The sequence below is a fragment of the Flavobacterium johnsoniae UW101 genome, from assembly GCF_000016645.1.
Classification (GTDB): Bacteria; Bacteroidota; Bacteroidia; order Flavobacteriales; family Flavobacteriaceae; genus Flavobacterium; species Flavobacterium johnsoniae.
The window spans coordinates 2,631,812-2,653,171 of record NC_009441.1; the positions used below are offsets into that span (position 1 = coordinate 2,631,812).

Sequence of the window (21,360 nt, forward strand, 5' to 3'; positions counted from 1 at the left end):
AGCGTAATATTTATAGGTATTTAATTTAGGGTTAAATAAAAGCTCCAGCGGAGCGACATCTATATTGTGTATCACCCCGCTGGGCTTTAATTAATGCAAGATATTATTTCGTCCCGTTAGGACTTTTTATTTTTTAAGGCTTTTAATCAAAACATTCCATTAGCAGTAAATCGCCATTTGAATGAGAAATAGTAACAAGACCATCTTTTTCAACAGAATTACTGCTTCCGGTTCTATACCCCATGGTTAAGGTGTCATTTTGCAGAGGATATTCTAAGTTGGTTGAATAAATACCATTTACAACCCCAATTGGAATCAATGAAATAGGTGTTTTTGCTGTATACCATTTTTCAAATTTCGTTGGAAGAAGGAAAATCTTAGAATGATCGTCGAGAATTACAATTTTTATTAAATCACGGTAACGAACAATATTCGTAAGGTTTGTAATTGTATGATCGGCACGTTTTCCTGTTGCCCAGACTACATTTACGGCAGGGATTTTTCTTTTAACCAAATAATCAAAAGCTTTCTCTAAATCGGTTTTGTCCTGATCCGGTGTATGAACAATTTCGATAGGATATTGTGAAGTTTTATACACTTCCGGATCGAAACCGCGGTCAAAATCTCCCAGAAGCACATCGACTTTAATTCCTAATTCAATTACCCTTTCAATGGCAGAGTCTAACACTATAACAAGCGGAGACCATTCTAGCAATTGGCCTAATAATTCGGGATTACAGGCAGCTCCATTGGCAATTATTAAAGCAGGTTCCTGATCGTCGCGTACAATATGGTGTGAAGACATTTAGAGTTGATTTTAAATATGCTGCAAATGTACGAAAGTTATGGGCTTTGACAGGTATCAGTTCACTTAATTGACTTTAAAAGCTACTGCATCAACTTCTATCTGCATATTGTCGAGAGCTAATCTTGGAACTGGGATTAAGGTACTGGCAGGAAAAGGTTTGGTTTTCCATGTTCTGCCAATTTCTTCTTCCCAAATTTTTAGTTTTTCTGAGGAATGATCGACTATTAGAACTGTAATTTTCATCACATTTTCTGGCTTTAGCTGATAACTGTTTAAAATCGTTGTCAGGTTTTTTAAAGCCGTTTGAACTTGCTCTCTAAAGTCTGGACTTAAAATATGTTCTTTGCCTAAACCACCGCTCTGACCTGAAATATAAACCAGTTCTCCAGGTGTTTTTACAGAAGATGCATGACTGAAACCATAAGGAGTGGGATTAAATAAAGAATCAGGATTTTTAAAAGTTTGCGCTTTTGTCTGGAATGTGAAAACGCATAATAAAAGGGAAATTAAATGTTTCATGTTTTAAAAATTAAAATTAAGAATACAAAGGTTTCGTAATTCTAATTTTTAAAACATTTACATATGTTGAGGTTTTGCTGTTTTAGCAGTTTTTTTGTCTACAAGATTAATCAAGAAGTCTTCTGTGATAATTTATCTGCCCTAAATGATAGCCTAAATGTGCAGCAAGATGAACTAAGAAAAATCCGGTTGTCATTTCTTTTTCAAAAACAATCTGCGAATAAACTGCCGTTAAATCATCTTCGGTTAAAGAATCCAGTGCATTGTTTACAACTAAAATGGTGTCTTCAATTTTTTGGATTAATTCTGATCTCGGCACATCTTTTAGAGAAAATTCTAAAGGACGGTTTCTAATATATCCTGTTTTTCCAATTTCGGCTCCAATGTAAGTATTGATGTTTCCAATTAAATGCAGGCAAAGATTACCGCCAGAATTAGAAATGTTTTTTTCAATGTCCCAAATGTGGTTTTCGTATTCATACGATTCAATTTCGAATTTCAATTTATTTAAATCTCTATTAAAAAGTATTTTTAGTGTTTCGATTAACATGTTTTTTAGATGAAAGTTAAGAAGAATAATTCACTGCCAGGAAAATCAATCTCTGTTTTTTATAGGGATCCATATTTCTTCTTCAGAGTCTGGATCATCTTTTTTGTATTTATGATCCATTACGGCAAAATGCGGTCTGTTATCAACAGTATATTTTGAATTTGGAAGCCATTCTGTAAAAATAGGATGATAGGTTTTGTGCGCTTCTGAGGCTGGCCCGTAATGAACAAAAACGGCATATAAGCCATCCGGAACAATTAAAGTTTCCAGGTTTTCTGGAATAGTATCTAAATTTTGGACTTCAACGGCGGCCCATTTTTGAAATGTTTTAGAAGGATCAAAATTGTCAAAATGATCTAAAGTATAAACCTCAAGCGAATACAAATTATCGTCAATAGTATTTTTGATATTCTTACGGCTGGGCATAAAACTGCTCCATAATTCAAATGTTTTATTTTCTATAAAAGACATTTCAATATGTTTTCCGATGAGTTTTTTTTCGCTCAAAGTCTCAATTCTAGCTTCCATATTTCTATTGTATTGTGAATTTTTTTGTTTGTTTTTCGCTTAATGAAAAATACCCTAACGGATAATTTGCTTTGTCTGTTGTATTGATAATATTTCCTTTTACAGTTGCAGGAGGAGATTGAAACGGTCCGCCGGTATTACTGCCGGCAATACTTACTAAAATGCTCATGTAATTGTAGTATTGTTTTGAAATGCCAATGTGAGTAATTTCAATTTCATCGCCAGGTTTTAGATCATCATCATCTGAAACGCTGAAAAATTCATTTCCCTGAAAAAACTTATCTTCATCTACATAATAATTCGAAGTTATTTTGTTAGAATATAGATATTTATACAAATAGAAATTGTCTTCATCTGGCGGATCATTATAATACGCTCTTACTTCGATATCTTTTCCGGTAAATCCTCCTTCATTATTTTGTTCAATTCTGGTAATTGGCGCTACAGATTTTAATATTTCTGCTGCAGTATAAGTATATCCGCCGCTGGTTACAGTTAAGGTGTATGTTTCGTTAATTTTTGGAATAAAATCATTGCATATATAACGGCCGGTTTTTTGAATTTCAATAAAATTAAACTGCTTGCCGCTGCTGTTTTTTATATAAACTACTGCTCCGGAAACTGTTGGAATTGTATTTTCGAAATAACCAGTTGTTGTTGTTAATTTTATAACCTGTTGTTTTCCCGTTGTTCCTTTCTCCCAATTTATTGCTGCTTCGATCACTAGTTTTGGAGGTGCAGTGTCGAGATCAACATCGACAACATCTTCACAACTAATGAAGAAAGATGAGGAAAGTAAGACGATTAATAAAACTACTTTTTTCATATTGTATTAATTTTCACTTGTGAAAAATTGTGTTTAAAATTTAAAATTGTAACTAACTGCAGGCACTATACCAAATATTGAAAATCGTACAGCTTCGTTTATTCCTGTGTCAGAATTCTGCCTGAAATTAATAGAAGCAGCGTTACTTCGGTTATATAAATTATAAATACTGAAAACCCATTCGCCTTTCCAGTTTCGGTCTTTATTTTTTCTTGGTGTTAAAGTTGCCGAAATATCTAAATGGTGATAAGCAGGAAGACGATTCTCATTTCGTAAACCGTAACTTGGAACTGTAATTCCTAAGTATTCATACTGCCCGTTTGGATACGTAACCGGCTGTCCGGATTGTAAAACAAAGTTAGCGCCAAATGACCATTTTTCATTTAAATTATAAGCAGATGTTACAGCCAGATTATGCGTTTTATCGTAAGCAGAACTGTACCATTGACCATCATTAATTCCAATTTCTTCAGGAGTTCTTCCCGGTGTCTGCTGTTCAGATCTTGATAAAGTATAAGAAATCCAGCCGTTGAATTTTCCAGTGTTTTTCTTCACCATAATTTCTAGACCGTAAGCACGCATTCTTCCGTTTAAAATTACCTGCTCGATAGCATTATTTGCAATTAAATCGGCACCGTCTATATAATCCAGCCTGTTTTGAATTTTTTTGTAAAAAGTTTCAACTTCAAGTGAATAATCTCCTCCTTTAATATTTCGGAAATATCCTAAAGCTACCTGATCTGCTATCTGTGGTTTGATGTAATTATCGCTTGGCATCCAGACATCCAGCGGAGTAGGAGATGAGGTGTTTGAAATTAATTGAAGATATTGCGCCATTCGATTATAACTCGCTTTTATTGACTGATCTTCATTTAATTGATACGATATGGCAAGTCGCGGTTCTAGATTATTATAATCCTGAATTACTTTATTCTTACCAAAATATTTCGTTGAAGCAGGAGTTCCTTTTTCATAAATCTGCATATCAGAATTAAAAACAACAGGACTATTATTGTCATAATAATTAACAGTTGACGAACCCAAACGATAAAATAAACTGTATCGTAAACCGTAAGCAACCGTAATTTTTTTAGAAAGCTGATTTTCGGCATCTAAGTAAACCGAAGGTTCAAAAGCATATTTTTTATCTAATTGATCCGGATTAATTCCTGAATCAGTACTGCTTGGTTTAATGGTTCCCGGATTAAATTCATAATAAATTCCGTTTAAACCATAATTCAATTTGAATTTATCTGAAATATAATGTTTGAAATCGTATTTGATATTGTAGTTTTTGATTCCTGAATCCCATTTGAAACCAACAAAATCCAGATCAAGTCCATAATAATAGTCACTGTAAATTAAAGATAAATTCGAAAATAATTTATTTGAGTACAAATGGTTCCAGCGAAGATTTAAAGTTGAATTTCCATAAATATTGGTAAAACTTTTATTCAGACTAAAAACATCGCGTCCAAAATATCCGGATAAATATAAGCTGTTATTATCGTTTAATTTGTAACTGAATTTTGCATTTAAATCGTAAAAATAAGCTGAGTTGTCTTTGTTGTCTTCAGAAAGCTTTAAAAACAAATGCGCATAAGAAGCACGTCCTCCAATTAAAAAAGAACCTTTGTCTTTTACAATTGGACCTTCTACAAGAAGACGGCTGGATATTAAACCAATTCCTCCGTTTACATGAAAATCTTTACTGCTTCCGTCTTTCTGGTAAATTTCCAGAACAGATGAAGCTCTTCCTCCAAAACGTGCCGGAATACCTCCTTTGTATAATTTTAAATCTTTAATGGCATCTGGATTAAAGACTGAGAAGAACCCGAAAACGTGTGATGAATTAAAAATTGTAGCTTCATCTAACAAAATTAAATTCTGGTCAGCACCGCCGCCCCGAACATTAAATCCTGATGCGCCTTCGCCGGCATTTGTAACTCCGGGAAGTAATAAAATCGATTTTAAAACATCGACTTCTCCTAAAACTACCGGCATTTTTTTTATGGTTGAAATAGAGAGTTTATTCACGCTCATTTCTGGCGATTTGATATTTATTTTGCCTTTATTGTCGGTTATAATAACTTCTTGCAGTTCTTCACCGCTTTCGCTGATATAAAAATTATTCTTAGTATTTTGATTTAAATTGATAGTCTGCTGAATGGTTTGATAACCTATATAACTGATTTCTATTTGATGTTCGCCCCGCGGCACTGTTATAGAATAAAAACCGTATTCGTTTGTGGTTGTTCCTATTTTTAAAGCTGGAATATAAATATTGACACCAATTAAGGTTTCGTTGTTTTTTGAATCCTTTATAGTACCGCTTAGTGTAAATTTATCCTGAGAAAAAGAAGTAAAAGTCGTAAAGATAATAATTAGAAAAAGGCTGATTTTTTTTGTAATCATTGTGCTGGTTTGATATACATAGATAGTAATTCTTACTAAATATTACAGACGAACTTTTGTTAAACATAAGTTAAGAATAAAAAAAAGGACAACTTTATGAGTTGTCCTTTTCAATATTTGTAAAAACGCACAGAAGCGCGTTTAAATTATTTGATTTTAGCAATAATAGCATTGAATGTTTCACTAGGACGCATTGCTTTGCTTACTAACTCAGGAGTTGGCTGATAATAACCGCCAATGTTTTGAGCTTTTCCTTGTGCAGCAATTAATTCAGCATCGATTTTAGCTTCGTTTGCTTCAAATTCAGCAGCAATTGGAGTAAAGATCGCTTTCAATTCAGCATCTTTGTCCTGAGCAGCTAAAGCCTGAGCCCAGTAGAATGCTAAATAAAAGTGAGATCCACGGTTATCAATCTGACCAACTTTACGAGCTGGAGATTTATCGTTTGCTAAGAATTTATCGTTTGCCTGATCTAAAGTTTCAGATAAAACAATTGCTTTAGAATTGTCTAAAGTTTGTCCTAAATGCTCTAATGAAGCACCAAGAGCTAAAAATTCTCCAAGAGAATCCCAACGTAAGTATCCTTCTTCTGTAAATTGCTCAACGTGTTTTGGAGCAGATCCTCCAGCACCAGTTTCAAACAATCCGCCACCGTTCATTAAAGGAACGATAGATAACATTTTTGCAGAAGTTCCTAATTCTAAAATTGGGAATAAATCTGTTAAATAGTCACGTAAAACGTTTCCAGTTACAGAAATTGTATCTAAACCTTTGATGATTCTGTCTAAAGTAAATTCTGTAGCAGCAATTGGGTTTAAAATACGGATATCTAAGTTTGTAGTATCGTAGTCTTTAAGGTATTTTTGAACTTTTACGATCAATTCTCTATCGTGTGCTCTGTTTTCGTCTAACCAGAAAACAGCAGGAGTATCAGATAAACGAGCTCTGTTTACAGCCAATTTAACCCAGTCCTGAATAGGAGCGTCTTTTGCCTGACACATTCTGAAAATATCGTTTGCTTCAACGTTTTGTTCCATTAAAACATTTCCGTTTTGGTCAACCACACGTACAACACCATCTCCTTTAATTTGGAAAGTTTTGTCGTGAGATCCGTATTCTTCTGCTTTTTGAGCCATTAATCCAACGTTAGGAACACTTCCCATTGTTTTTGGGTCAAAAGCACCGTGTTTTTTACAGAAATCGATAGTTGCAGTATAAACACCAGCATAAGATCTGTCTGGAATAACAGCGAATGTATCTTGTGCTTTACCTTCTTTGTTCCACATTTGTCCAGAAGTACGAATCATTGCCGGCATAGAAGCATCAACAATTACGTCAGATGGAACGTGTAAGTTTGTAATTCCTTTATCAGAATTAACCATTGCTAAAGCTGGTCCGTCAGCGATTGCCTGATCGATAGCAGCTTCAACTTCTGCCTGCTCTGGTCTTCCGGCAATTTTAGCGTAGATATCGCCTAAACCGTTTCTTGTATCAACGTTTAATTCAGCAAATAAAGAAGCGTATTTTTTGAAAACATCTGCAAAATATACTTCAACGATAGCGCCAAAGATAATTGGATCAGAAACTTTCATCATTGTAGCTTTTAAGTGTACAGAAAGTAAAACTCCTGCAGCTTTAGCCTCAGCGATTACATCTGCAGCAAAAGCTTTTAATTTATTTACACTTAAAACTGAGCTGTCAATAATTTCACCTGCTTTTAGCGGAGTACTTGCTTTTAAAACAGTTGTAGTTCCGTCTTTAGCAACAAATTCAATTTTTACATCATTAGCGTCATTTACAGTTAGTGATTTTTCGCTTCCATAGAAATCACCGTTTGACATAGAAGCTACCTTTGTTTTTGAGTCAGCAGACCATGCACCCATTGAGTGTGGATTTGCTTTTGCAAAGTTTTTAACGGCTCTTGGCGCTCTACGATCTGAGTTACCTTCGCGTAAAACAGGGTTTACTGCAGAACCTAATACTTTTGCATATTTTGCTTTAATTTCCTTTTCAGAATCGTTTTGTGGATCTTCCGGGTAATTAGGAACATTATAACCATGTGATTGTAATTCAGCAATAGCCGCTTTTAATTGCGGTACAGATGCTGAAATGTTTGGTAATTTAATAATGTTAGCTTCTGGCTGAGTTGCTAATTGGCCAAGTTCTGCAAGAGCATCTCCTGTTTTTTGAGCATCTGTTAAAGATTCAGGGAAATTAGATAAAATTCTTCCTGCCAAAGAGATGTCTCTAGTTTCAATAGCAATACCAGCTGTAGAAGTAAAAGCTTGGACAATAGGTAATAAAGAATAAGTCGCTAATAATGGCGCCTCATCAGTTAAGGTGTAAAAAATTTTTGAATTCTGTGTCATTTTTTTTTCTTTTTTTATAATCGTGTCGTCACAAGAATGGCGATGTAAAGGTAAAAGTCGGCTCAAAAACGAGCGGAGCAAATATAATAAAAACAGTCCGAAAACGGTGTAGTTTTAGTTAGAAAAGCATGTTTTATCAGATTGTTATTTCGTGCTCATTAAATTGTCAAATCGATGATTTTGCTATTAAAAAATTACGGTTTTGATATTAGGAAAGAAAAAGACATAAAAAAAACTCGTTTCAAATGATATGAAACGAGTTTTTTATAACAATTAGATAAATGATTATCTTCTTTTATCTTTAATCTTAGCTTTTTTACCAGTAAGTTCTCTGAAGTAGAAAATTCTAGCTCTACGAACTGCACCTTTTTTGTTGATTTCGATTTTTTGTAAAGCTGGTAAGTTTACTGGGAAGATACGTTCAACTCCAATAGCTCCAGACATTTTACGAATCGTGAAAGTTTCTGTAGTTCCAGAACCTCTTCTTTGAATAACAACTCCTTTAAAAAACTGAGTTCTTGTTTTTTCACCCTCTTTAATTTCGTAGAAAACAGTGATTGTGTCTCCAGCTCCGAAATCTGGGAAATCTTTTTTAGCAACGAATTCGTTTTGAACGAATTTTAATAAATCTGCCATGATAATTTTATTATTATAGTTTTATATAAAGCAACATTCACGTATTTCGCCAGAGGTTGGTCTAATTCGGGTGCAAATGTAGAAAATAATTATAAATTATGAATTATAAATTGAAAATTATTTTAACTATCTGATAAAATGATTGTTAGTCTCGGTTTTTAGTTTCGGTTTTCAGTTTTTTTCTTTTTAAAAAATGTAAAACATAAGTATTCATTTACTTTTGATAAATAGAAATTCTATATTCGTAATAAACAGATTGTAATTATAAGATAAAATTAGGATGGAGAAAAATTATCTGAAACAATATATTGAGTTTTCTAATGCATTTAGAAAATCGAACAGATCAAAAGAAAGTGTGGAAAATATTTATGATGTGCTTTATGAATTGGAGGATGTGGATAGAACTAAAGAAGACAACTTAGTACTTTCAAATGTATATATTCTTTTAGGTTTTCATAAATCGGCTTATGAAGTTTTTAAAGAAACGGTGGATTTGAGTAATAATAAAGAAGTTTCTAAATTATATGTGATGGAACAAAAAGCCAAATCACATGGAAATAATTTTATCATAAAAGACATTAGAAAACTTAAGGAAAAGAAAGAATTGCCAAAACTTACTCTATCAGATTTTCAAATTTCTAAAGAAGATAAAGGCAAGTTTGAAATCCCTCAAAAGGAGATTGTAATATTTAATAAAAATGTAAAAGGAAAAATCTCGATATATACCCCTGATTTAGATATTGAAAAATATTCAGATATAATTTTTGAACAACTCAATTGGCTTGCAGATTGCAAAAATGAATTAATTGAATTTTATAATCAAAACAATGAATTTACAGAAGAACAGGCAAATGATGATTGGTATGATACTTTAGATATTTACAGTATTCAATTGACGATTAATAATTCATCAGATATTGAAACTTTAATTTCTGCAGGAGACACTTTTTCGCAAGATCATATTTTAGATATAGAACTAATAAATCGAACAATTATTTCAATGAATTACGACGGCTGAATTTTATTTAGTCCCGGTTTTCGGTCTCAATTACTGAAAACGGAAAACCGTGACTGAATACTTTTTAATGCTCTTCCAATAAATCCGGTCGTCTGTTTTTAGTATGTTCGTATGCGGCATCTTCACGCCATTTTTCTATTTTAGCAGCATGCCCGCTGGTTAAAACTTCGGGAACTTTCCATCCTTTATAATCGGCTGGTCTTGTATATATAGGTCCAGAAAGTAAATTATCCTGAAAACTATCCGTTAAGGCTGAAGTTTCATCACTTAAAACACCCGGAATTAAACGAATCAAAGCATCAGATAAAACCAAAGCGCCTAATTCTCCGCCAGATAAAACATAATCACCAATAGAAATTTCTTTCGTAATAAAATGATCTCTTACGCGCTGATCGACACCTTTATAATGTCCGCATAAAATAATTATGTTTTCATACATTGACATTTTGTTGGCCATTTTTTGGTTTAAAGTTTCGCCGTCTGGAGACATATAAATGATTTCGTCGTATTCACGCTCACTTTTTAAATGTGTAATACAATCGTCAATTGGCTGTATCATCATGACCATTCCGGCGCCTCCGCCAAACTGATAATCATCTACGCTTTTTTGTTTGTTGGTTGTATAGTCGCGCAAATTATGAAAATGTACTTCAACCAAACCTTTGTCAATAGCACGTTTCATAATCGAAGCCTCAAACGGACTTCTTAATAATTCTGGCAAAACCGTTATAATGTCAATTCGCATTTTCTTCTCTAATTATTCTAGGATGCAAAGATACAAGTTAATAATTGGCATTCTAAAAAACAAAAAGTAAATAATTCCAAATCTTATAGCTGCCAGAAGATTTAATAAATGATTGTTTTTAGGTTAATGTGTTGTTTGTTAATATGTTAAATGATAATTATATAACATTAAAAAATAATTGTGTAAATAATTTTTTACTAATTTCAAGTATCATTACTATGCTTAATTCTTTGAATGATAGATAAAAACCAATCCAAAAACTAACTTTTATGAAAAAGATACTACTAATGACCGTTATATTTGCTCTCCACGTTTCTTGCTCAAGTACTAAAAATTCGATGGATGTTTCAGTAGGAGAAAACAAATCAAAATTAATTAAGACGTATGGATCTCCCGTAAGAACTTTACCCGATAACGAAAACGGAGAAATTCTTGTATATGCAGATCAGGTTTTCCTTAATGAAGATAATTCGAATGGTCCCAGAATTGCGGGACAAAACTATTGGGATTACAATTATGTATATGTAAACAAAGATGGAAAAGTAACTTCAACTCGAAAAGAAAAGCAAAATTATCCTCCTCAGGCTATTGATTCTCAAAAAATACAGGGAATGAATTTGCTGACAGCAAAATAGATGTAGTCCCTACGGGACAAAATATGTTACGATAATTCTTGGCTGCCGATATTTTGTTCCTAGCGGAACATATTTGCTGCGATTATATTAATAAAAAAAATCTACCAATATTTTGTTCCTAACGGAACAGATAAATGATAAGTTAATAACAAAAAAAAAGAAAGATAATTCTTTCTTTTTTTTGTTATGTTTGCGATGTAAAAATTATTCCGCTAGGAATAAAATATCGGTAGAAAAAAATAATTATATAGAATCAATGTCCCGTAGGGACTGTATAAAATGGCAAACACCTATACGCAAATACATATTCATTTTGTTTTTGCTGTGAAATACAGAAAAGCAATTATTCACAAAAACTGGAGAGATGAATTGTTCAAGTATATTTCGGGAATCATAAAAAATAATAATCATAAACTTCTAGCGATAAATGGTGTTTCAGATCATGTTCATATTTTGATCGGTATTAGACCTGTACAGTCAATATCAGAATTGATGAAAACTGTGAAACAAAATTCATCAAAATGGATAAATGAAAATAAATTTATAAACAGTCATTTTGAATGGCAGGAAGGGTATGGAGCATTTTCATATAGTAAATCTCAATTGAATGCCGTTATAGAATATATTCAGAAGCAAGAACAACATCATAAAAAGAAAACATTTAGAGAAGAATACATCAATTTTCTTGAAAAATTTGAAGTTGATTATGATGAAAAGTTTATTTTTAAAGAACTAATTTAAATTTAAACATGTCTCCACAAACAATAAAAATTATAGCCATAACCGGCAGTACAAGAAAAAACTCAAGTAATTATAAAATTCTAAAACATATTTCTGAGCAAATTAAAACAGGTTTTGAAGTCGAAATATTTGAAGATTTAGATACCATTCCTCATTTTAATCCAGATTTGGATACCGAAAACCCTCCGAAAGAAGTTGCATCATTAAGAAATAAAATAAAAGAGGCAGACGGAGTAATAATATGCACTCCAGAATACGTGTTCAGTTTACCTGGAAGTTTAAAGAATGCTTTAGAATGGTTTGTTTCGACTACTATTTTTTCAAATAAAAAGACGGGATTAATAACCGCTTCGGCGTCTGGAGAAATGGGACACGAACAACTCCTGCTGATTATGAAAACCCTTGAAGCTAAATTTGATAATAATACACAATTATTAATACAAGGCATTCGAGGTAAAGTAGATGCAGACGGAAAAATTATAAATGAAGAAACCAAAGCAGCCCTTCAAAACTTCACAAATAACTTTGAAAATCAATTTTTATATTAAAATTACTTTCTGAAATTAGATCAAAAATGATTACAAGAAGAACTTTTATTATAAATACTAGTCTGACTGCAGCGACAGTTTTGGCTTTACCTTCATTAGCATTTTCTATGTATAAAAAAGAGATTGGTTTACAGTTGTACACATTAAGGGAGGAACTTCCAAAAAATGTAAAAGCGGTTTTAGAAAAAGTTGCAGCTTCTGGATATACAAATGTAGAAACGTATGGCTTTTCGATTAAAGATCAATTTTGGGGATTATCTCCGGTTGAATTAAAAAAGATTTTAGATGAAAATAATCTAAAAGCAGTAAGCGGCCATTATAATTTAGGAAGCTTTTTATATGATGGAAATACTGCTGAGCTTATAGCTTCAATTGAAGCAGCAAAGACTCTTAAAAGCGAATTTCTAACTGTTCCCTGGGTTGATGAATCTTTTAGGAAAAGTCTTGAAGATTATAAAAAGATTGCTTCACGATTAAATCAGGCAGCAAAAATGTGTGCCGATTCCGGACTAAAATTAGCTTATCATAATCACGATTTTGAATTTCAAAAACATGATGGTGTTACGGGGTATGAGATTTTATTAAATGGAACCGATAAAAGTCTTGTTTGTTTTGAATTAGATCTATACTGGGTTGTTCGTTCAGGAAATGATCCGCTGCAATTGTTTAAAGAAAATCCGGGCCGTTTTAAAATGTGGCATGTAAAAGATATGGATAAACAAAATCAGGCGCTGAATACCGAAGTCGGATCTGGATTAATCGATTTTAAACCTTTTTTTGCAGCAGCAAAACAGGCCGGAATGGTTCATTTTTTTGTTGAACAAGAAAATAATTTTGCTGTAAATTCTTTTCAGTCCATTAAAACAAGCTGCGGTTTTATTTCACAAAAACTGATATAAAACCAAATCATTAAAATGTCTTATTTTTGTAAAAATCAATTTTGAAAGCTATGCAGAATATCGGAACAAGTAAAGAATTTATAAAAGGAGACGAAATAGAGTGGGAAGTGGTTGGCGAAGGAATCAAACGCAGAATTCTTGCTTTTGATGACAGAGTTATGCTTGTAAATGTACATTTTGAAACTGGTGGAATTGGTGTTTTACACGAACATTATCATACTCAGGTTACGTATGTGGCAAGCGGAAAATTTGATGTAACCATAAATGGTGTAACAGAAACCTTAAAAGAAGGCGACAGTTTTTACATTCCGCCGCATGCAGTACATGGAGTTGTATGTCTAGAAAGCGGTATGCTGACTGATGTTTTTGGTCCAGCAAGAGAAGATTTTCTAAAATCATAAAAGTTTTAAAATCAAGAGAATTATCATTTGAAAACCTTGATCTGATCTTAAATTTAAAAATTTTATAACTTTTTTAAAGTTTTGATTAAGATTAGATCGGTATTTTTGCAAAATGAATTTATCAAAAACTAATGTACTGTTTATGGCAGTTTGCACTGGTCTTATAGTTGCAAATCTTTATTACTGCCAGCCTTTAATTGTTTTAATTGCAAACGAATTTAAAATTCCCGAAGCCAGCGCCGGAACTATAACATATTTAACTCAGGCCGGTTATGCCATTGGTTTGTTTTTTATGGTGCCGCTTGGTGATAAATTAGAACGCAAAAAGCAGATTTTAATTACCACTTTTGCCTCTGTAATTGCATTACTTATTGCTGCAACAGCAAAAAGTTTTCTTATTTTGCAGATAGCTTCTTTATTAATTGGAATCACTTCAATTGTACCACAGCTTATCTTGCCTTTGGCTGCTTCATTAAGTACGCCGGAACAACGAGGAAAAGTTATCGGAACTATTATGAGTGGGTTATTGGTCGGAATCTTGCTTTCGAGAACTTTAAGCGGATTTATTGGTGAAGTTTTAGGCTGGAGATCGATGTTTTATATCGCGGCCGGAATTTGTCTTTTGATCTTTTTTGTCATTCAAAATAAATTCCCTGTAAATAAACCTCAGTTCAAAGGGACTTACGGGCAATTAATCCAATCTTTATTTACTCTTATAAAAACACAGCCGGTTTTACGTGAAGCTACGGCAATCAACGTATTTAGTTTTGCTCAGTTTGGTGCTTTCTGGACCACAATGGTTTTACTTCTTTCCGGACAACCTTTCCACTTTAATAGTGCTACAATTGGATTATTTGGAATTGTAGGAGCTTCCGGAGCTTTAGCTGCACCTTTGGTTGGAAAAATCGGAGACAAAGGAAATTCGCGAATAGCAGTTGGTTATGGCTGTTTATTAATATTAATAAGCTTTTTAATTTTCTATTTTTCTATAGAAAGCGTAATTGGAGTAGCCATTGGAATTGTGTTTATTGATATTGGAATTCAGGGTGTTCACATTTCAAACCAAACACGAGTTTATTCTCTATTGCCGGAAGCCAGAAACAGATTAAATACGGTATTTATGTCGTTTAGCTTTTTAGGAACCGCTGCAGGATCTGCTTATGGATTGTTGTTGTGGAAACTGGGCGGATGGCATGCCGTAACAATTGGCTGTATGGTTTTATCGTTATTATCATTAACAGTTTACGGACTGACTTATAAATCAAAATCTAAAAAGCAGAAAGCACAAATTGATTAAAAAATTAATTTGTAAATTTGCGTTCAATTAAAAAATAACAACAATGGAAAACGGAATATATGCTAAATTCAACACTAGCAAAGGTGCGATTTTAGTAAAACTTACACACGATTTAACACCTGGAACTGTAGGAAACTTTGTTGCTCTTGCAGAAGGGAATATGGAGAATAAAGTGAAACCTCAAGGACAAAAATTCTATGACGGATTAAACTTTCACAGAGTAATCGCTGATTTTATGATTCAGGGTGGATGTCCTAAAGGAACTGGAACTGGAGATCCGGGTTATAAATTTGATGACGAATTTGTACCAAGTTTAAAACATGACCGTCCAGGAGTTTTATCTATGGCAAATTCAGGTCCTGGAACTAATGGTTCTCAATTTTTCATTACACACGTACCAACTCCTTGGTTAGACGGAAAACATACTGTTTTTGGACATGTAGTTGAAGGACAGGATATTGTTGATGCTGTTGCCCAAGGTGATGCATTAGAGTCTGTAGAAATCATCAGAGTTGGTGAAGAAGCTCAAAAATGGAATGCAATTGAATCTTTTATTTCTTTAAAAGGTGCCAGAATGAAAAGAGAAGCAGCTTTAAAAGCAGAATCTGAAGCAAAAATGGAACAATTAGCAGCTGGTTTTGATAAAACTGAAAGCGGATTGCGTTACAAAATGATTCAAAAAGGTGAAGGTAAAAAAGCTGAAGCAGGAAAAACAGTTTCTGTTCACTACGAAGGATCTTTAGAAAACGGAAAAGTTTTTGATTCATCTTACCCGCGTAAAAAACCAATCGAATTTAAATTAGGAATTGGGCAGGTTATTGAAGGATGGGACGAAGGTATTGCTTTATTACAAGTTGGAGACAAAGCTCGTTTTGTAATTCCATCTGATTTAGCTTACGGACCATCTGGTGCAGGTGGAGTTATCCCGCCGCACGCAACTTTGATTTTTGACGTTGAATTAATGGACGTAAAATAAGAATATACAAGACAATTTATAATTGTTTTAAACTAGAATCCCATTCGATTATCGAATGGGATTTTTTTTAAATTTACTTGAAAACTAAATTTAAAAACAAGATGAAATTAAGAATATTAAGTGCAGTATTTGCAGCTGCGCTTTTAACAGCCTGTAGTTCTTCAAAATCTGCTTCTGTAGCTTCTGCGACTCCGGCAGCTCCAGCAAATCCGACAGTAGAATTAACTCCTGAACTTGCAGAAGGAAAAAACTTGTATGAGAATAGTTGTGCCAGATGTCATAAATTATATGAGCCAACTAAATTTAGCAAAGAAGACTGGCAGCCAATTTTAGTTCGCATGCAGAAGAAAGCAAAACTTGATGATGTAAAAATGGCTTCAATAATAAATTATATTCACTCGCAATTATAATTTACATTCAAAATAATAAAAAACCTGTTCAGTATTTTTTGAACAGGTTTTTTTTATTTTTCAAATAGATATAAAAAAACACCTTCACATGATGAGGTGTTTTATAAAATTAAGAATGATGTACTACAGCCGAGTTATCTACAGCTACAATCTTTAAAGTTTTAATGCCGGCCGGTAATTCCCAATCGACTTCGTCATTTTCTTTAAAACCAATAATAGCTACGCTTAAAGGTGCTAGAATTGAAATTTTGCTCTGCTTGACATCTGCATATGAAGGTAGAACAATTTGAATCTTCATTTGTTTATTTGCTTTTACATCTTCAATCGTTACAAGAGAATTAATCCTGATAACCGAACTGTCCAGTTCGCTTTCTTTACTTATTACAGCGCGGTCTAACTCTTGCGAAAGCTGATTTGCCTCTTTAGTATTAGTTGAATTTTTACTTTTTAGAATCAATTCTCTTAAAAATTGATAGTCTGATTTACAGAAAGTGGGTGTTGGTTTCATATCTATATTGAATTTATTGTTATTAATTTTTTTGAATGATTTTTCTTCTTTTGTATTCTTTAGAACGAACTTTCCTTATCCTATTAAAAATAGGTCGTTAAATGAAAATTATGTAGTTTGAAAAAACAAAAAAATATCCGACCAAAATTGATTTTTGTCAAATACGTAAATGTTTAAGCTGATGTAAATCCTCCGCCTGAAAGAAGAAAAGTGAAATAGACGGAGGCCTAATTAATAAAGGCCTTACTATGCGAAATAAATACAGCAGAAAGCGGCCTTCTTGTAAGAGAAAGCAGCAAAGCAGAAACTGTAAATATTGTTATAGTGCTCACAATGAGTAATGTTTGTTCGTTAGCAAAGATAGTAAACTTTTTTTAAAGCGCACATATCTTTATTTCCATTTGATGTTACATCCAATACTAGGCTTTTGAATTTCGTTTAAAATTCGGTTATAAATCAAAGCGTCAATAGCATTTCTTAAATCAGTTCCGCTTAACGGAATTCCGTTTCCGGGTCTTGAATCATCTAATTGTCCTCTGTAAAATAACTTATTTTGATTGTCAAATAAATAAAAATCAGGAGTGCAGGCAGCCTCATAGGCTTTGGCAGTTTCCTGAGTTTCATCAAATAAATAAGGAAAATCTATTTTATGCTGTAAAGCAAAATCAGTCATTAATTCCGGAGAATCTTCGGGATATTTTATAATATCGTTGCTTGAAATGGCAATAATTCCAAGTCCCTGAACACGATAATCATTTGCAATCATGACAATTTCGTTGATAACATGAAGCACAAACGGACAGTGATTGCACATAAAAATAACAAGAGTTCCTTTTGATCCTTTTAAATCTTCAAACGAATAGACATTATTCGAATTAGTATCTTTTAAATAAAATTCGGGAGCAATTGTCCCAAGCGGAATCATATTTGAAGGAGTTCGTGCCATTTTATAGAATATTAATTCTCAAAAATAGCTTTAAAATTCTGTAAAAGAAAGTGTACAAGAAGAAATGTTGTTTCTGACCATGAGTAATTTTTTGCCACAGATTGCACAGATTAAAATGATTTTGAAATTTTATAACAGATTTAATCTGCAAAAAATCCTTTTAGTCTGTGTAATCTGCAGCTGACTTATTTTATGAATCCAAGAACTCAAGTAAATCTTTATTTAATTTGTCTTTTTCGGTATAGAATAAGCCGTGTGGTGCACCTTCGTAGACAATAAAGGTATTATCTTTTATGGCTTTTGCTGTTTTTTCTGAACTCACTTCAATAGGAACATTTTTATCGTCGGTTCCGTGTATAATTAAAGTTGGAACTTTAATAGTATGCAGTTCGTCTCTAAAATCGGTTGTGTTTAGAGATTCTGCACATTGCAATGTAGCTCTTGGTGAAGCTGCAGAACATAAATCTCTGTAATATTCTAACAAAGGCGTGCTTAAAGGTTTGTTGATAATGTTTACGCCAAAAAATATTTTTCCAAAATTATCCAAAAAGCCTATTCTGTCTTCATGTATTGAGGCAGCAGTTGCTTCGGTTTTTTCTTTTGGACGTCCTTCTGGATTATCTTCAGTTTTTAATAAAAATGGAATAATAGACGAAATAAGAGCAACTTTAGCAATGCCTTTTCCCTGATGTCTGCTAAAATAACGAATTACCTCACCGCCGCCCATCGAAAAGCCCACTAAAGTAACATTTTCTAATTCTAACTGTTCTATAATTTCGCTTAAGTCATCACTCAGAGTATCATAATCATAGCCATCCCAGGGCTGAGATGATTTACCAAAACCACGACGGTCATAAGCAATTACACGGTAATTATTTTTAACCAAAAAATCAATTTGATATTCCCACATTTCATTAGAAAGAGGCCATCCGTGAATTAAAATAACGGGTTTTCCTTTTCCATAATCCTTTACATAAAGTTTTACGTTTTTGGCCGTTTCTATATATTTATCTGTATTTAATTGATGAATATCAAAATTTAAATCTCTTAGAGTTGGATTTGAGTTTATTATACTATTTTCCATTGTTACATCTTTTTCTAGTTAGTTACTAAACCTGTATCGTAAAATTAATTCGAGAGTCAAAAAATGGGTTATAGAATTAGGTGTATTCGTTACAAAATTTATAGGTTTGTAAATAAAGAATAAAAATGGATTTAACCTGGAACGAGTTTGAAAGAACCGATATGCGCGTAGGAACAATCATTGAAGTTAATGATTTTCCCGAAGCCAGAAAACCTGCTTTTCAGCTTACAATAGATTTTGGTCCCGAAATTGGCATCCGAAAATCATCGGCACAAATTACAAAACGATATAACAAAGAAGATTTAGTAAACAGGCAGATAGTGGCGGTTGTAAATTTTCCAAGAAAACAAATTGGAAAATTTATGAGCGAATGTCTTGTTCTTGGAGCTGTAGGCGAGGAGGGAGATGTTATTTTACTTGCCCCAGATTTTAAAATACCAAACGGACTGCGTATTGGTTAGTTTTCAGTTTTCAGTCTCAGTCTCAGTGTAAAACTGTAAACTGAGACTGAAGACTGAGACTGAGACTTCGAACTATTTAATTTTAGAAATTAACTGTTGCAAAATAACCTGTCCTTCTTCCCAATATTTTAAATCAGAATCGGAATTTATGTGTCCTTGCTGACCTACGTTTACAAAATCACTTCCCCATTTTTCTGCAAAATATTGTTTTCTTTCGAATAAGGCGTAAGGATCGTTTTCGCTGGCTACTACTATTGATGGAAAAGGTAGTTTGTAAAGCGGCATAGGCGAAAAATTTCTGATAATATCCGGTGTATGTTCAGGTGAATCAACATCGGCTGGAGCCACAAGCAAGGCACCAATTATATTTTTATTTGAATGTGTTTCTGCCCAGTGCAATACTAATGAAACTGCCAGACTGTGTGCTACTAAAATAGTTGGATTTTCAAGTTTTGAAACCGCTTCGTTTAAACGGAAAATCCAGTCTTCGCGTACAGGTTCATCCCAATTGTCCTGAACCAGACGAATTGAATTTTTAAATTTTTCGTGCCAAAAGGTCTGCCAGTGTTTTTCTCCGGAATTTCCTAATCCCGGTAAAATTAATAGTTGTGTTTCCATTGCCGTGGAATTATGATGTTTATTTTTTAGTTTGTTTTTCTTTTAAAATTCGGTTGACTTCATTTACCAATAAAGGAAAAGCAGGTTCAGTCATTCCGTGACCGTAACCGTCTAATTCGTATAGTTTTGTTTGTGTATGTCCAACTAGTTTCATCATTCTTGCCAAATAAGCGTTTTCTTCATAACGGCCTAACATTTCCAATTCACGATCACCTGTAATCAATAAAAGCGGCGGAGCATCAGCGCGAACGTGATACAAAGGTGCAAATGCATCAATTGTTGGTTGTTTTTCGGGAATTCCGTTTTCTCTTCTAATTTCAAAATGGGTAATACATTGTCCGCTAAACGGAATAAGTCCCGCAATTCTGTTGGCATCAATTCCTTCTTTTTGCAGCCATTTTTTATCTAAGCCAATCATCATTCCTAAATATCCTCCTGCCGAATGTCCTGAAACGAAAATTAAAGAAGGATCTCCTCCATAATTAGCAATATTGTTAAATGTCCAGCTTACTGCAGCAGCAGCGTCTTCAATTGCTTTAGCTGCTTTTGCTTTTGGAGATAATCTATAGTTTACGCCAATAATAGCAAAGCCTTTATTTTTTAAAGCTTCCGGAATTTCTTTGCTTCCTCCTGTTAATCCTCCGCCATGAAACCAGACAATAGTGGCAAAGCCTTTTGTGTTTTTTGGATAATAAATATCGAGAACACATCTTTCGTTAATGTAACTGTCAGATTTATTTGTAGCTGTGTTATAATATTGAATGTTTGATTTGGTTTCATAATCGGTTTGTTGTGCCAATGCCGAAACGGTAATTAAAACGAATGTTACTAAAAATATTACTTTTTTCATTACAAGTTTATTATAAATTAAATCTAAAGTCTAAAATTGAGATTTGATTATCTACTAAAATTATAGAATTTTAAAGTATAAAAAAAGCCCAAAATGTGTTACATGTTGGACTCGTATTTTTTAAGGTTGTATTAAGACTAAATATCGTCAAAATCAATATCGGTAAAGCTTGATCTGTGCGTTTCTGCTTTATCAGAGCTGTATTCTTTTTTGAAATCTTTTTGGTGTCTTTCAGAAATTACTTCTTCGCCTTTGTGGTTCAAAACGTATGAAGTCATTTCTTCTAATATTTCAGCAAAAGCACTAAAATCTTCTTTGTATAAATAAATTTTGTGTTTTTTAAAATGAAAAGAACCATCTTCTTCAGTAAACTTTTTGCTTTCGGTAATGGTAATATAATAATCGTCAGCTTTAGTAGCTCTCACATCAAAGAAATAAGTTCTTCTTCCTGCTCGTAATACTTTAGAAAAAATCTCTTCTTTTTCTAACATGTCATTTTCTCTCATAATACGTTCTATCATTTTTGGAATTAATAGTAATCAAAAATCATAAAAAATTATCTATTACGCAAC

25 protein-coding genes are annotated in these 21,360 nt (G+C 33.1%); 10 read left to right on the plus strand and 15 right to left on the minus strand.

The window, feature by feature from the left end; all coding sequences use genetic code 11:
* Positions 1 to 142: 142 nt before the first annotated feature.
* The 8 genes from FJOH_RS11345 to rplS form a co-directional block, all read right to left on the minus strand.
* The gene (locus FJOH_RS11345; RefSeq protein WP_012024242.1) at positions 143 to 805 is read right to left on the minus strand and encodes a thiamine diphosphokinase; all 663 of its coding nucleotides are present in this window, start codon (positions 803 to 805) and stop codon (positions 143 to 145) included.
* A gap of 66 nt (positions 806 to 871) precedes the next feature.
* Positions 872 to 1,327 carry a RidA family protein gene (locus FJOH_RS11350; RefSeq protein WP_012024243.1) on the minus strand — a complete coding sequence of 152 codons (456 nt, stop codon included), beginning with the start codon at positions 1,325 to 1,327 and terminating at the stop codon, positions 872 to 874.
* Positions 1,328 to 1,433: 106 nt separating this feature from the next.
* Positions 1,434 to 1,877, minus strand: a complete 444-nt coding sequence (locus FJOH_RS11355) for a DinB family protein (RefSeq protein WP_012024244.1) — start codon at positions 1,875 to 1,877, stop codon at positions 1,434 to 1,436.
* Between the two features lie 45 nt (positions 1,878 to 1,922).
* Complete coding sequence (locus FJOH_RS11360) at positions 1,923 to 2,405, minus strand: GyrI-like domain-containing protein (protein ID WP_012024245.1); 483 nt, start codon at positions 2,403 to 2,405, stop codon at positions 1,923 to 1,925.
* Positions 2,406 to 2,409: 4 nt separating this feature from the next.
* Positions 2,410 to 3,231: a DUF4249 domain-containing protein gene (locus FJOH_RS11365; RefSeq protein WP_012024246.1), complete on the minus strand. Its 822-nt coding sequence runs from the start codon at positions 3,229 to 3,231 to the stop codon at positions 2,410 to 2,412.
* Positions 3,232 to 3,264: 33 nt separating this feature from the next.
* The gene (locus FJOH_RS11370; RefSeq protein ID WP_012024247.1) at positions 3,265 to 5,646 is read right to left on the minus strand and encodes a TonB-dependent receptor; all 2,382 of its coding nucleotides are present in this window, start codon (positions 5,644 to 5,646) and stop codon (positions 3,265 to 3,267) included.
* A gap of 146 nt (positions 5,647 to 5,792) precedes the next feature.
* Complete coding sequence (locus tag FJOH_RS11375; RefSeq protein ID WP_012024248.1) at positions 5,793 to 8,015, minus strand: NADP-dependent isocitrate dehydrogenase; 2,223 nt, start codon at positions 8,013 to 8,015, stop codon at positions 5,793 to 5,795.
* A gap of 285 nt (positions 8,016 to 8,300) precedes the next feature.
* A complete protein-coding gene (gene rplS / locus FJOH_RS11380; protein ID WP_012024249.1) occupies positions 8,301 to 8,651 on the minus strand; it encodes a 50S ribosomal protein L19 in 351 nt (116 codons plus the stop codon).
* A gap of 280 nt (positions 8,652 to 8,931) precedes the next feature.
* Here rplS and FJOH_RS11385 point away from each other — a divergent pair, with 280 nt between their 5' ends.
* Entirely contained in the window at positions 8,932 to 9,669 is a 738-nt protein-coding gene (locus FJOH_RS11385; protein WP_012024250.1) for a hypothetical protein, read from the plus strand.
* 64 nt (positions 9,670 to 9,733) lie between these two features.
* On the opposite strand, the gene trmD is transcribed toward FJOH_RS11385, so the two are convergent.
* The gene (trmD, locus tag FJOH_RS11390) at positions 9,734 to 10,414 is read right to left on the minus strand and encodes a tRNA (guanosine(37)-N1)-methyltransferase TrmD (RefSeq protein ID WP_012024251.1); all 681 of its coding nucleotides are present in this window, start codon (positions 10,412 to 10,414) and stop codon (positions 9,734 to 9,736) included.
* Positions 10,415 to 10,683: 269 nt separating this feature from the next.
* On the opposite strand from trmD, the gene FJOH_RS11395 reads away from it, so the two are divergent.
* The 8 genes from FJOH_RS11395 (at position 10,684) to FJOH_RS11430 (ending at position 16,321) form a co-directional block, all read left to right on the plus strand.
* The gene (locus FJOH_RS11395; RefSeq protein ID WP_012024252.1) at positions 10,684 to 11,049 is read left to right on the plus strand and encodes a hypothetical protein; all 366 of its coding nucleotides are present in this window, start codon (positions 10,684 to 10,686) and stop codon (positions 11,047 to 11,049) included.
* Positions 11,050 to 11,328: 279 nt separating this feature from the next.
* Positions 11,329 to 11,790, plus strand: coding sequence for an IS200/IS605 family transposase (gene tnpA, locus FJOH_RS11400; protein ID WP_012024253.1), 462 nt, complete (start codon positions 11,329 to 11,331; stop codon positions 11,788 to 11,790).
* Positions 11,791 to 11,798: 8 nt separating this feature from the next.
* Entirely contained in the window at positions 11,799 to 12,338 is a 540-nt protein-coding gene (locus FJOH_RS11405) for an NADPH-dependent FMN reductase (RefSeq protein WP_012024254.1), read from the plus strand.
* Between the two features lie 26 nt (positions 12,339 to 12,364).
* A complete protein-coding gene (locus FJOH_RS11410; protein WP_012024255.1) occupies positions 12,365 to 13,237 on the plus strand; it encodes a sugar phosphate isomerase/epimerase family protein in 873 nt (290 codons plus the stop codon).
* Between the two features lie 50 nt (positions 13,238 to 13,287).
* Positions 13,288 to 13,638, plus strand: a complete 351-nt coding sequence (locus FJOH_RS11415) for a cupin domain-containing protein (RefSeq protein WP_012024256.1) — start codon at positions 13,288 to 13,290, stop codon at positions 13,636 to 13,638.
* Positions 13,639 to 13,780: 142 nt separating this feature from the next.
* On the plus strand, positions 13,781 to 14,935 hold the full coding sequence (locus FJOH_RS11420; RefSeq protein WP_175556830.1) for an MFS transporter: 1,155 nt from the start codon (positions 13,781 to 13,783) through the stop codon (positions 14,933 to 14,935).
* A gap of 43 nt (positions 14,936 to 14,978) precedes the next feature.
* Positions 14,979 to 15,911 (plus strand): peptidylprolyl isomerase, encoded by a 933-nt coding sequence (locus FJOH_RS11425; protein ID WP_012024258.1) that lies wholly within the window; start codon positions 14,979 to 14,981, stop codon positions 15,909 to 15,911.
* Positions 15,912 to 16,012: 101 nt separating this feature from the next.
* On the plus strand, positions 16,013 to 16,321 hold the full coding sequence (locus tag FJOH_RS11430) for a cytochrome c (protein WP_012024259.1): 309 nt from the start codon (positions 16,013 to 16,015) through the stop codon (positions 16,319 to 16,321).
* Between the two features lie 109 nt (positions 16,322 to 16,430).
* Here the strand turns inward: FJOH_RS11430 and FJOH_RS11435 are convergent, their stop codons facing one another.
* The 3 genes from FJOH_RS11435 to FJOH_RS11445 all read right to left on the minus strand — a co-directional run bounded on the left by FJOH_RS11435 (position 16,431) and on the right by FJOH_RS11445 (position 18,859).
* Complete coding sequence (locus FJOH_RS11435) at positions 16,431 to 16,829, minus strand: GreA/GreB family elongation factor (RefSeq protein WP_012024260.1); 399 nt, start codon at positions 16,827 to 16,829, stop codon at positions 16,431 to 16,433.
* Between the two features lie 391 nt (positions 16,830 to 17,220).
* On the minus strand, positions 17,221 to 17,775 hold the full coding sequence (locus FJOH_RS11440; RefSeq protein ID WP_012024261.1) for a thioredoxin family protein: 555 nt from the start codon (positions 17,773 to 17,775) through the stop codon (positions 17,221 to 17,223).
* Positions 17,776 to 17,965: 190 nt separating this feature from the next.
* The gene (locus FJOH_RS11445) at positions 17,966 to 18,859 is read right to left on the minus strand and encodes an alpha/beta fold hydrolase (protein ID WP_012024262.1); all 894 of its coding nucleotides are present in this window, start codon (positions 18,857 to 18,859) and stop codon (positions 17,966 to 17,968) included.
* 125 nt (positions 18,860 to 18,984) lie between these two features.
* Between FJOH_RS11445 and FJOH_RS11450 the strand changes: the two genes are divergently transcribed.
* Positions 18,985 to 19,320 (plus strand): tRNA-binding protein, encoded by a 336-nt coding sequence (locus tag FJOH_RS11450; RefSeq protein WP_012024263.1) that lies wholly within the window; start codon positions 18,985 to 18,987, stop codon positions 19,318 to 19,320.
* Positions 19,321 to 19,392: 72 nt separating this feature from the next.
* On the opposite strand, the gene FJOH_RS11455 is transcribed toward FJOH_RS11450, so the two are convergent.
* From FJOH_RS11455 to FJOH_RS11465, 3 genes are all read right to left on the minus strand, one after another.
* Positions 19,393 to 19,938 (minus strand): RBBP9/YdeN family alpha/beta hydrolase, encoded by a 546-nt coding sequence (locus FJOH_RS11455; protein ID WP_012024264.1) that lies wholly within the window; start codon positions 19,936 to 19,938, stop codon positions 19,393 to 19,395.
* Between the two features lie 19 nt (positions 19,939 to 19,957).
* Positions 19,958 to 20,788, minus strand: a complete 831-nt coding sequence (locus tag FJOH_RS11460) for an alpha/beta hydrolase (protein WP_012024265.1) — start codon at positions 20,786 to 20,788, stop codon at positions 19,958 to 19,960.
* A gap of 137 nt (positions 20,789 to 20,925) precedes the next feature.
* Positions 20,926 to 21,294 (minus strand): PUR family DNA/RNA-binding protein, encoded by a 369-nt coding sequence (locus tag FJOH_RS11465; RefSeq protein ID WP_044047683.1) that lies wholly within the window; start codon positions 21,292 to 21,294, stop codon positions 20,926 to 20,928.
* Between the last annotated feature and the right edge of the window lie 66 nt (positions 21,295 to 21,360).